Annotated in this window: 9 protein-coding genes; all 9 read right to left on the bottom strand. The window is 41.4% G+C overall.

Features of this window, described 5'->3' with window-relative positions; translation table 11 throughout:
- Window positions 1-168 precede the first annotated feature (168 nt).
- The 9 genes from gatB to ligA all read right to left on the bottom strand — a co-directional run bounded on the left by gatB (window position 169) and on the right by ligA (window position 12424).
- Entirely contained in the window at window positions 169-1596 is a 1428-nt protein-coding gene (gene gatB, locus BGM26_RS15225; protein ID WP_217040829.1) for an Asp-tRNA(Asn)/Glu-tRNA(Gln) amidotransferase subunit GatB, read from the bottom strand.
- A 13-nt stretch (window positions 1597-1609) separates the two neighbouring features.
- The gene (gatA, locus tag BGM26_RS15220) at window positions 1610-3067 is read right to left on the bottom strand and encodes an Asp-tRNA(Asn)/Glu-tRNA(Gln) amidotransferase subunit GatA (protein WP_217040828.1); all 1458 of its coding nucleotides are present in this window, start codon (window positions 3065-3067) and stop codon (window positions 1610-1612) included.
- Window positions 3068-3080: 13 nt separating this feature from the next.
- Complete coding sequence (gatC, locus tag BGM26_RS15215; RefSeq protein WP_217040827.1) at window positions 3081-3371, bottom strand: Asp-tRNA(Asn)/Glu-tRNA(Gln) amidotransferase subunit GatC; 291 nt, start codon at window positions 3369-3371, stop codon at window positions 3081-3083.
- A 198-nt stretch (window positions 3372-3569) separates the two neighbouring features.
- The gene (locus BGM26_RS15210) at window positions 3570-4025 is read right to left on the bottom strand and encodes a YueI family protein (RefSeq protein ID WP_217040826.1); all 456 of its coding nucleotides are present in this window, start codon (window positions 4023-4025) and stop codon (window positions 3570-3572) included.
- Between the two features lie 527 nt (window positions 4026-4552).
- Window positions 4553-5839 carry an isocitrate lyase gene (gene aceA / locus BGM26_RS15205; protein ID WP_217040825.1) on the bottom strand — a complete coding sequence of 429 codons (1287 nt, stop codon included), beginning with the start codon at window positions 5837-5839 and terminating at the stop codon, window positions 4553-4555.
- A 260-nt stretch (window positions 5840-6099) separates the two neighbouring features.
- On the bottom strand, window positions 6100-7035 hold the full coding sequence (gene arcC / locus BGM26_RS15200; RefSeq protein WP_217040824.1) for a carbamate kinase: 936 nt from the start codon (window positions 7033-7035) through the stop codon (window positions 6100-6102).
- A gap of 461 nt (window positions 7036-7496) precedes the next feature.
- Window positions 7497-9044: an L-glutamate gamma-semialdehyde dehydrogenase gene (gene pruA, locus BGM26_RS15195; RefSeq protein ID WP_217040823.1), complete on the bottom strand. Its 1548-nt coding sequence runs from the start codon at window positions 9042-9044 to the stop codon at window positions 7497-7499.
- A gap of 189 nt (window positions 9045-9233) precedes the next feature.
- Window positions 9234-10403 (bottom strand): CamS family sex pheromone protein, encoded by a 1170-nt coding sequence (locus tag BGM26_RS15190; protein ID WP_217040822.1) that lies wholly within the window; start codon window positions 10401-10403, stop codon window positions 9234-9236.
- A 14-nt stretch (window positions 10404-10417) separates the two neighbouring features.
- Complete coding sequence (gene ligA / locus BGM26_RS15185; protein WP_217040821.1) at window positions 10418-12424, bottom strand: NAD-dependent DNA ligase LigA; 2007 nt, start codon at window positions 12422-12424, stop codon at window positions 10418-10420.
- Window positions 12425-12649 lie beyond the last annotated feature (225 nt).

Here is a 12649-nt window from a genome sequence, read left to right as displayed (position 1 = left end):
CTCGGCGTTACCGCCTGTGGGGTCTCCCGTTCCCTCTATTTCCCGCAGGAGTCAAGTGCCCTTCACTCCAATCAACTCAGATTTTTATATAAAATCATACTTAAATAGCAATAAAGTTTGCGAAAACAGCCATTAAAAAAGCTGATGGAAAATCCACCAGCCTTCCTTCTATCTTTTCGAAATTTCCGCTAATAAAAGCTTGTTTACCATCGGCGGGTTTGCTTGTCCTTTTGTCGCTTTCATAATTTGACCGACAAGGAAGCCAACTGCTTTTTGTTTGCCATTTTTAAAATCCTCAATTGATTGCGGATTGGCATCTAAAATTTCTGTTACGATTTTTAGAAGTGCGCCTTCATCCGAAATTTGAACTAGACCTTTTTCCTTCACGATTTGCTCGGCATCTCCGCCATTTTCAATCAATTCCTTGAAAACCGTCTTGGCAATTTTCGATGAAATTGTACCGTTTTCGATCAGCTTGATCATGCCAGCAAGACCTTCAGCCGTCAAAGCTGTATCTACTAGCTCCCTTTGCTCTGCTTTCAGATAGGCAGACACATCACCCATGATCCAGTTGGAAGCTTGTTTAGCGTCTGCTCCAGCGTTTACCGTTGCTTCGAAGAAATCGGATGTTTCCTTCGTTACTGTCAGAACCGCTGCATCATAGACAGGTAAGCCAAGCTCTTCAACATACCGCTTTTGCCTCTGATCGGGCAGCTCAGGAATTTCAGCGCGGATCCGCTCTTTCCATTCTTCATCAATATGAACATCTATTAAATCTGGATCAGGGAAATAACGATAATCGTCTGCTCCCTCTTTCACACGCATAAGAATTGTCGTATTTGTCGCTTCATCATATCTGCGCGTTTCTTGATTAATAACACCGCCTGAAAGTACTACTTCCTCTTGGCGCTTTACTTCGTATTCAATCCCTTTACGAATGAAGTTAAAGGAATTTAAGTTCTTTAGCTCTGTTTTCGTTCCGAATTCTTCCTGTCCAATTGGGCGGATCGAAATATTCGCATCACAACGAAGAGATCCTTCCTCCATTTTACAATCCGAAACGCCCGTATATTGAATAATCGACTTTAATTTTTCAAGGTATGCGTAAGCTTCGTTTGCTGTCCGAATATCTGGCTCAGAAACAATCTCGATGAGCGGTGTGCCTGCACGGTTAAAGTCACATAATGAGTATCCATTGCCATGAGTAAGCTTGCCGGCATCCTCTTCTAGATGGATACGAGTGATTCCAATTCTTTTCTTATAGCCATCCACTTCAATATCGATCCAGCCATGCTCGCCAATTGGCTTATCAAGTTGAGAAATTTGGTAAGCCTTCGGATTATCCGGATAAAAATAGTTCTTCCGGTCGAATGTCGTAACCGGAGCGATTTCACAGTTCAGCGCCATGGCTGCTTTCATTCCAAAATCAACTACTCGCTTATTTAAGACGGGGAGAACCCCTGGGTAACCCAGATCGACGACCGTTGTATTTGTATTCGGTTCAGCACCAAAATGATTCGGGCTTGCCGAGAAAATTTTTGAGTCTGTTTTTAATTCGACGTGTACTTCAAGTCCAATTACCGTTTCAAATTTCATTATTTCTCCCCCCTTACAGTACCGGTTTTTGTTTATGATAGTCTGTTGCCTGTTCGAAGGCATGTGCAACACGGTAAACCGTGCTTTCATCAAAATGCTTACCGATGATTTGAAGCCCTAGTGGCAAGCCATTAGCAAATCCACATGGAACTGAAATTCCTGGTACACCCGCAAGATTCACTGGGATTGTTAAAATATCGTTCGCATACATTGTGAGCGGATCATCCACATTCTCGCCAATTTTGAAAGCTGGATTTGGCGTTGTTGGACCAATGATGACATCATATTTATTTAATACATCATCAAAATCGTTCTTAATCAGTGTCCGTACTTTTTGCGCCTTTTTATAGTAAGCATCATAATAGCCGGAGCTTAATGCAAAAGTTCCAAGCATGATCCGAAGCTTAACTTCATCACCGAAGCCTTCTGCACGTGACTTTTTATATAAATCAAGCAAGTTTTCCGGGGTCTCCGTTCTATAGCCATAACGAACGCCGTCAAATCGGGCAAGGTTTGCTGAAGCTTCAGAAGAAGATAATAAATAATAAGATGCTAATGCATATTTGGAATGCGGAAGAGAAACCTCTTCCCAAGTAGCTCCTAATTTTTCAAGTACTTTTAACGAATCCAAAACCGACTGGCGCGCTTCTTCACCAACGCCTTCGCCTAAATATTCCTTTGGTACAGCAATTTTCAACCCTTTAATATCACCTGTTAAGGATTCCACAAAGTTTGGAACATCAATGTTAGCAGATGTCGAGTCCATTGGGTCAAGACCAGAAATCGCCTGCAATAAATAGGCATTATCTTCAACCGTCCGTGTAATTGGTCCAACTTGGTCAAACGATGAAGCAAATGCAACAATACCGTAGCGAGAAACACGGCCGTATGTAGGCTTCATCCCAACAACACCGCATAGAGCAGCTGGTTGCCTAATGGAGCCTCCTGTATCTGTTCCTAAAGAAAACAGTACTTCCCCTGAAGCAACAGAAGCTGCTGAACCGCCTGAAGATCCACCAGGGACGGCTTCCGAATTCCATGGATTAAGTGTTTTTTTGAAAGCAGAGTTTTCGTTGGATGAACCCATCGCAAACTCGTCCATATTTAACTTACCGATCGTAATCGTTTCAGCTTTATGTAACTTTCCGACAACTGTTGCATCATAAATTGGATCAAAGTTTTCTAATATTTTGCTTGCACATGTTGTGCGTAACCCCTTTGTTACGATATTATCTTTCAAACCGATCGGCATTCCGAAAAGGAGCCCCTTCGATTCATCCGTTCCAAGCTTTTTATCCATTATTTTTGCTGTTTCGCGGGCTTTTTCTTCATCTAAAGTTAAAAAAGCCTGTACCTTATCCTCTACCTCGCTAATACGCTTGTACGATTCGCTGACAAGGTCTGATACAGTAATTTCTTTTTTATGTAAAAGCTCATGAAGCTCCGATACCTTATGATCAAATAAACTCAAGCGAATTCCCTCCTTACTCGATGATTGACGGTACTTTCACTTGACCGTCTTGATGATCTGGTGCATTTTTTAGAACCTCAGATTGAGGCAACCCTTTTTGCGGGATATCTTCTCGCATCACGTTTTTCATATTTAATACATGTGAAGTCGGTTCTATATTTTCAGTATCTAATTCATTTAGCTGCTCTGCAAAAGAAATCATTGCATCCAGCTGTTTTGTAAATATTTCAGCCTCTTCCTCCGTTATTGCAAGCCTAGCCAGGTTCGCTACATGCTTTACCTGATCAGTTGAAATTCTAGACATAAAAGCCACCTCCAAATATGTTCGTTTCATCACACAATAATATTGATGATACCAAACTTTCTTACGTTAAAGCAACGTAAATCATGATCTACCCTCCCTATTTTATCATGAGTTGCAGGCAATTCGCACTCTTCAGGAAAAAAATCAGTCAGCTAATTTGTCAACATGAATCATAACATTGCTGATTAAAAAAGGAGCCTAGTGACTCCTCCCCCGCTTAAAAACTTTTGAGAATATTGTAAAAACACCCTTTTTCCCTTTACCTTTCTGTACCGTTTTCTTCGGGCTTTCCTTTTTCACATAGATTTCTTCTTTATCAATAGCATAATCGTATGCGAGGACAAGACCGATGTCTGAATTATGATCTTTATTTGTAACCATTGTATATTCTATTTTATTTTTTGCCGCTTGCTTCGTATATTTTGATAGCTCAGAATAGCTCATATTCCCATTTAGATATAGACGGGCCTTTCTATTTCCCTTTAGCGCATCTTCTACTTGTTTATAAATACCAGGTTCCCTTACTTGCGATTGGGTGAGAGCAATGACTATCCGTTCCCGCAGTGTGCCAAGAAATTTCCGTCGCTCATCGGGATTCGTTTCTTTCTGGCCATGAATCCCCTGCTGAATATAATCATCGATGTTTTTAGACACCGAAACACCTCCTAATGTATTTCCAAATACTCCATTAACAGTCCTTATATAGCCCCATTATCTAAAATTAGCACTTGGTTTACAAATCATATAGCTAAGTCCTGCCCTAATGAAAAGTAGGGCTATTAATATGTATGTTTACATATAACAACTGGTGCTAGTTTAGTTATTCCCTTATTAATATGAAAAGACTATTTTCGTAAACTATGTTAGTTGATTTCCGCTCCAGGATGCTCGCTTTCCGCGGGGCGTGCGGTGAGCCTCCTCGGCGCCTTGCGCCTGTGGGGTCTCACCTGTCCCGCTGCTCCCGCAGGAGTCTCGCACCTTCCGCTACAATCAACGTGATACAAAACCTATTTAAAAACAACAATCATTTAGAAAACAGCCTTTAAAATAAAAAAAGCCTCTCTTCATTGCGAAGAGAGGAGCAAATTGGAGTAAAAAATCACGATAGAATGGTTGAAATATCGTGGAAGGATCATCTTCCTTCCACAATATAAGCTGCACGATTTCTTTTGAAATGATTTTTACTGTTTGGCGGTAGAAAACTGAGCTTCCTCCGTGGAACCTTTTAAGGCAGTGGTTGAAGAAGTTCCTCCTGTTATCGTCATCGAAACTTGATCGAAATAACCTGTACCCACTTCCCTCTGATGTCTTGTAGCTGTATATCCAGACTCCTCACTTGCAAATTCAGCCTGCTGCAACTCGGAATAAGCAGCCATCCCACGATCTTTGTATCCGAGGGCCAATTCGAACATGCTGTGGTTTAGAGCATGGAAGCCTGCAAGTGTAACGAATTGGAATTTGTAGCCCATTTTACCAAGCTCGACTTGGAATTTTGCAATTGTGTCATCATCAAGCTTTTTCTTCCAATTGAAAGATGGAGAGCAGTTATAAGCTAATAGTTTACCAGGGAACCTTTCATGAATCGCCTCGGCAAAAAGCCTTGCTTCTTCCAGATCAGGCTCTGCTGTCTCACACCATACAAGGTCAGCGTATGGAGCATATGCCAAACCTCTGGCAATTGCCTGATCAAGCCCCGCTTTCGTCCGGAAGAAGCCTTCTGGTGTACGATCTCCATTAATGAAAGGTGCATCATAAGGATCGATATCACTCGTAATCAAGTCCGCCGCATTCGCATCCGTACGAGCAATAACTAAGGTAGGCACGCCCATTACGTCTGCAGCTAATCTTGCCGCAATTAAGTTTTTAACAGCCGTTTGGGTTGGGAGTAATACTTTTCCGCCTAAATGCCCGCATTTTTTCTCCGAAGAAAGCTGGTCTTCAAAATGAACGCCTGCAGCACCTGCTTCAATCATTCCTTTCATTAATTCAAATACGTTGAGCTGTCCGCCAAAGCCTGCTTCTGCATCTGCTACAATAGGCGCAAACCAGTCAATGGACGCATCGCCCTCCATATGATGAATTTGATCGGCACGCTGAAGAGCCTGGTTAATCCTTTTAACAACATTCGGTACACTGTTTGCCGGATACAAGCTTTGGTCTGGATACATATTGCCTGAAAGGTTGGCATCTGCCGCTACTTGCCAGCCGCTTAAGTATATGGCCTTCAAGCCAGCTTTTACTTGCTGGACAGCCTGATTTCCTGTCAATGCTCCTAATGAATTAATGAAATCCTCTTCATTGACAAGTTTCCATAGCTTTTCAGCCCCTCTATAAGCAAGTGTATGTTCAATATCGATGGAGCCTCTTAATCTAATAACCTCTTCAGCGGAATATGGTCTTTCAATTCCTTTCCACCGCTCATCCATTTCCCAGCTTTCCTGCAACTTTTGAACTCTTTCATTTGACATAAGTATGTTCCTCCTTCAATTTTTGTAAATGTAATGCGTAGAAATCAATTCTTTGTCCTCTCTTTTTTGAAAAAGTCTCGATTGTTGTAATACAAATGATTGATTATATTTTGTATTATATAACAGAGTTACGAAAAATGGAATAGGTTTTTTAATAATATTTAGAAAATTCTAAAATGGTGATATAAGGTCTTTGTAGGAGAAGCTGAAGAAGTTGATCACAAAAAAAAAAACGGCTCTAGCCGTTTTTTTTTAGTATCTTATAAAGTTAAACGCGTTCCTGTTTTTCCTTCAAGTGCGTCCTGAAGTTTATCTATTGATGTAATAATGACGTTTTTGCCGCCTTTTCTCAAAAATAAAATGGCTGCTTCGATTTTTGGACCCATACTTCCCTTTGGAAAATGACCTTCTTCCAGATAACGTAACGCATCATTAATTGTCAATTCTGATAAATTTTGCTGCTCTGGCGTTCCAAAATGGAGAGCAACATGCTCTACACCTGTTAAGATGAGAAAATAATCTGCATTGATCTCTAAAGCTAAAAGGGCACTTGCCAAATCTTTATCGATGACCGCCGCAGCGCCCTTTAGGATCCCATTTTCTTCGACAACAGGGATTCCGCCGCCACCAGCTGTAATGACGATAACTTCCTTTTCAAGCAAAGCATCAATGGCGTCTTTTTCGACAATTTGGATTGGCTTTGGAGAAGCAACGACACGTCTATATCCTCTTCCGCTATCTTCAACATATGAGATTTGTTCCTGTTCAAGGATTCTATCAAGCTCTTCCCTTGAATAAAATGGTCCAATTGGTTTTGTAGGGTTTTCAAAAGCAGGGTCATCTTTTGAAACGACTATCTGTGTTACGACTGTTGCAACTGTTTTCTTGATGTTACGTTCAGTCATTTTATTTCTAAACGCCTGCTGAATTAAATAACCTAAGTTCCCCTGGGTCTCGGCATCTAAAACATCAACCGGATATGCAGGAATCACCGATTCTGCCATTTGGTTTTTTATTAATGAATAGCCAACTTGAGGTCCATTTCCATGAGTGATGACAACCGTATTTCCCTGTTCAATTAATTCAATAACAGGGGCACAGCTTTCATTAATATTTCTTTGTTGCTCTTCAATGGTACCCTTTTGCCCTTCTTTAATGATCGCATTTCCTCCGATGGCTAAAACAACTTTACTCATAGATGCCTCTCATCTCCTTTATCAACTTCGCCTTGGCGTATTTGCGCTCAGATTTTCACCTTAGCTTGCTAGATAAATTCCCCTTTAAAAAATCTGAGGCAGCCGCCAGAGGCTTAACTTTATTCAGTCAGGGTTTGAACCGCCACGGAATTGGATACCTTTTTGCATTATCTCACCACATATGTCGTTTAGAGACTTCTGCTGAATAAAGTTAAACACAATATTTGATTTCTTATCTACCAATTATTATACTTTTTTGTTTATAAATCAAGCATTTTTTTGTATAATTATAAAAATAGGTTCTTGGCTGCAAGTTTTTTCAAAAAGAAGACGAGAGTAAAGTTAATTCGATAACGTCCAATAATAAAGCGCTTTCAAACGACATTGGTAATGGCATTAATAAACCCAAAATAAAAGAGTGACCCGCACTAGGCGAATCACCCTTGTATATTTATACAAAATCAATACATCTCAGACGTTGTTTTCGCTTGCATGTGCAGAAGGATATAATCTGGTCCGCCTGCTTTAGAGTCTGTGCCTGACATGTTAAATCCGCCAAATGGCTGGTAGCCAACGATCGCACCCGTACAGCTGCGATTGAAGTAAAGGTTTCCGACATGGAAATCTTCGCGCGCTTTTTGGATGTGCTCGCGGTTATTTGTGATCACGGCGCCGGTTAGGCCGTATTCAGTATTATTTGCAATTTCAAGCGCATGATCGAAATCTTTTGCTTTTGTAAAGCCCACAACCGGGCCAAAAATTTCTTCCTGCATTAGACGTGCATCAGGTGCAAGATCCGCAAATACGGTTGGTTTAATGAAGTAGCCTTTCGAGCTGTCTCCTTCTCCGCCTGTCATCAGCTTGCCTTCTTGTTTCCCGATTTCCACATAGCTCATAACTTTATCAAACGCATTTTGGTCAATAACAGGTCCCATGAAATTGCTTTGATCTTCAGGATTCCCCTGTGTCAATTCATTCGTCAACTCAACAACACGATTTAACACTTGATCGTATACATCTTCCACGACAACTGCACGAGAACAAGCGGAGCATTTTTGACCTGAGAAGCCGAATGCTGCTGCAACAATAGCTTGAGCAGCCAATTCAAGATCAGCTTCTTTGTCGACAACCATTGTGTCCTTGCCGCCCATTTCCGCGATTACACGTTTAAGCCAGATTTGACCTTCGTTTACTTTTGATGCACGCTCGTAAATGCGAAGACCAACATCACGGGAGCCAGTAAAGCTGATAAAACGAGTATCTTTATGATCTACTAAATAATCGCCCACTTCTGAACCGCTTCCTGGAACATAGTTTAAAACACCTTTTGGCAAGCCCGCTTCTTCCATAACTTCTACAAACTTAGCAGCAATAACAGGAGTCGTTGAAGCTGGTTTAAGTAGAACTGTATTCCCCGCAACAATCGCTGCTACAGTTGTTCCAGCCATGATTGCAAATGGGAAGTTCCAAGGAGAAATAATGATTCCTACTCCTAAAGGAATATAGTCATAACGGTTATATTCGTTCGGACGGCTGTTCATAGGAACGCCATCTTTAATTTTCAAGATTTGACGTGCATAGTATTCTAGGAAATCAATCGCTTCTGCCGTATCAGCATCTGCTTCATTCCACGGCTTTCCAGCTTCTTTAGTCAATAATGCGGAAAATTCATGTTTGCGGCGGCGAATAATCGCTGCTGCTTTGAATAAAACATCTGCGCGGGTTTCCGGCTTTACTTTTCTCCACGTTTTAAATGATTCAACCGCAACCTGCATTGCTTTTTCGGCAAGGTCACGATCCGCTTTTGAAACACGGCCGATCAGTTCTTCTTTATTCGCAGGATTCGTTGAAACGATTTTATCCTCAGTTGAGACGCGCTCTCCGCCAATTACAAGATCATAATCTTGACCTAAATAACTTTGCACTGTTTTTAAACCAGCTAAAAATGCTTCCCGATTTTCAGTTACTTTAAAATCCGTAAATGGCTCATGCTTGTAAGGTTGTACCATTTCTTCCCGCCTCCTAATATATATCGTCTGACTCTAGCCTAAATATGCATCTGAAAGATAAGGGCTTTCTGGAAGTTTCCTTTCCCACATTTAGACTTTGTCACTTTGTAAACACGTTAACATCCACTGCTTATTCTACATGATTTAATAGATGCCTTCAAATATTCAAATTTAATTTGGTGTTATTGGTTATTGATAAATATGCACAAATGGTTCATTTTGATTTGCTTTGCGAACGATCAGCGCTTCCGGTCCATTAACTGAAGTAATGCTGACTTGAACTGAAATATATGAAGGAAAATGTTGAAGAACAAGTCCAGTTACATACTGTGTAAAGCCAATTCCTTCTGCTTTTCCGTAAAATTGGATAGGGATGCTAATATTTAACTCTTGTAATTGATCCCGAGCGTAAAATGCTTTCCCAATAACTCCATTAAAGTTAGGAAAATATGTTTCTATATCTTGTTTAAAATTCAAGAAGGATGTGGCATCATCCCGGTGGTTTATAGTCGCATTGGTTGAAGGGAATTGAACATATTCCTCAGCAACCTTTTCCCAGCCTCCAAGTTTCGCACTGCCTTTTGCTGCATTCGCATAAGCGAAGAAGTTTCCCGGCACAACAGAAGTTTTACTTTGCTGTTCAAATAATGCAATCGTAATAGGAACGTCTCTTAATCCATCCATATTACGTAATCGCTGCAAAACTTCTTCAGCAATTTTCTTACCTTCCTTTTCGAGGTCTCCGTGAGCGATTTTCGTTTCAAACGTTGCCCCATATTGAACCTTTTGATAATAATAAACCGAATTCAAGGCAAGACCTATGACAACACCGCCTAATTTAACCTTACCTTCTTCATTTTTCACAAGGTAATCATGCTCGATAATGTGGGCAAGGTAGTTCGGACTTTTCTCATAACGGTCATGTATATTCCCTTTTCCGTTATCGAGTGGGTTCAGGCCGATATTATCTGCTTCACTTAAATTCCTCTCTTTTAGTTGTTCGGGTGTGAATTGTCGGTTCAGCCAAAGGCGGACAGTATCTCTTTTTAAATATTGGCCCTCTTGAAACAAATACTTATCCGGGTCGAATGTATTATGAGCAACCCTCATCAGTCCAGTTTCAAATTCACTGATGTCATACTTTGTATTAATATTATTGACGACAAGCCCCCTTGCCTCACTCGGCTCAAAGGGAAGGATTGTCCGATAATATTGATCTGAAATTCTAAAGTTTGGGATAATCGCTTTCTCTTTTGCGTCCTCTTTGTTCTGAACGATTTCCTCTTGCTTATTAAATTGCGGCGCACAGCCTGCAAGCAAAAGGAAAAGGGACAAGGAAAGCATTATTAATTTCTTCACGGCTTTTGCACCTCTTACTCGTTTAATTCTTCGACCAGTCTCTCCTCGTTCCAAATCGAAATTCCTAATTCCTGTGCTTTTGCCAGCTTGGATCCGGCATCTTCACCAGCAATGACAATATCTGTTTTCTTACTGACACTTCCTGCAATTTTCCCGCCTAATGCTTCGATTCTTTCCTTCGCATCATTTCTCGTCAGTTTTTCTAATTTACCTGTCAGGACAATTGTTTTCCCAGCAAAAATCGAATCCGAACTCTCAATTGAAAGTGGCTTTGGCCCATTATATTCCATGTTAATCCCGGCAGCTTTTAATTCATTGATTAGCTCTTTTGCTTCTTCCTGTTCAAAAAAGGTTACGATCGAATCCGCCATTTTTTCACCAATTTCATTTATAGCAGTTAACTCTTCGTACGAAGCGACCTCAAGCAAGTCTATCGTTCCAAAATGCTGTGCAAGTGTTTTCGCGGCTTTCGCTCCAACATGACGAATGCCAAGACCAAATAAGAGCTTTTCTAAGGATGTTCCTTTGGAAGCTTCGATTGCTTGCAGTAAATTATTAACTGACTTTTCACCCATGCGCTCCAATTGGATCAATTGATCATAGGACAATTTGTATAAATCCGCTACATCATGTATAAGATTTTCGGCAAATAATTGGCTGATAACCTTCTCACCTAATCCGTCAATATTCATCGCATTGCGGGAAACGAAATGGATCAGTCCTTCACGGATTTGGGCGGGACATTTCGGATTCATGCAACGTAAAGCTACCTCGCCATCAAGGCGGACAAGTTCGCTCTCGCATTCAGGGCAATGGGTCGGCATAAGGAATTCAATTTCATCCCCTGTTCTGCGTTCTGCAAGAACATTGACCACCTCAGGGATGATATCCCCAGCTTTTTTGATAACAACCTGATCGCCGATTTTGATATCTTTCTCACGTATAAGATCTTCATTATGAAGGGAAGCCCGCTGGACAGTCGTTCCTGCAACAAGAACGGGTTCAAGGATAGCGGTTGGTGTAACGACACCCGTTCGTCCAATGCTTAATTCGATGTCCTTTAACGTTGTAATAACCTCTTCGGCAGGAAATTTAAAGGCAACGGCCCATCGAGGGCTTTTGGCTGTTGTTCCAAGCATCCGCTGCTGCTCGATCGAATCAACTTTAATGACAATGCCATCAATATCATATGGTAAATCTTGGCGTCTACTTGTCCATTCTTGGACATATTCGATCACTTCTTGGATGTTCGCACATTTCCTCCGCTCTTTATTCGTCTTAAATCCAAGCATGTCCAAAAAATTAAGCGCTTCGCTATGCGAGATAATGCCTGATTCACCTGCATCTGAAACTCCATACAAGAAAATATCAAGGTTACGAGAGGCGGCGATGCGTGGGTCAAGCTGTCTTAAAGAACCCGCTGCCACGTTTCTTGGATTCGCAAAAAGCTCCTCGCCTCTCTCCCCCTTCTGTCTATTCAATGCTTCAAAGGAACGTCTTGACATAAATGCTTCGCCGCGGACTTCCAGTGTTATTTCTTCTTTTAATCGAAGGGGAATGGAACGAATCGTTCGCAAATTCGCTGTTATATTCTCTCCTATTGATCCATCTCCCCTGGTTGCCCCAAGGACAAATAAACCATCTTCATAACGAAGTGATACCGCTAATCCATCTATTTTTAGTTCGCACACATAGGAAATATCGTCCCCGACAATCTGACGGATACGGCGGTCAAAATCTTGCAATTCCTGCTCATTAAATGCATTGCCTAGACTAAGCATCTGTGACTGGTGCTGAACTTTCTCAAACATTTCAAGGATTTCGCCCCCGACTCGCTGAGTTGGGGAGTCAGATGTTTTCAGTTCCGGAAATTGTTCTTCCAATTCGTTCAGTTCTCTTAAAAGCCTGTCATATTCCGCGTCAGGAACAGACGGCTGATCAAGGACATGATACTCGTAATTGTACTGGTTAAGTAGTTTTTGTAAATCATTTACTTTTATTTCAGCTGTTTGAAGGTCCATAAGCCCAGCCCTTTCTAAAAAAACGTAAGGATGACACTTTCATTGTTTTCAAAGGCTGTTTTCGTAAACTTTGTTGCTATTTTACCAAAAAGAGGTCTAGTTGATTTCCACTCCAGGATGCTCGCTTTCCGCGAGGCGGGCGTTGAGCCTCCTCGGCGCTCTGCGCCTGTGGGGTCTCACCTGTCCCGCTACTCCCGCAGGAGTCTCTCACCTTCCGCTCCAATC

Origin of the sequence: Bacillus sp. FJAT-29790, assembly GCF_019039215.1 — a bacterium.
Classification (GTDB): domain Bacteria; phylum Bacillota; class Bacilli; order Bacillales; family Cytobacillaceae; genus Cytobacillus.
The sequence above is the reverse complement of the archived record's forward strand: the minus strand, read 5'-3'. Positions and strand labels throughout refer to the sequence as shown.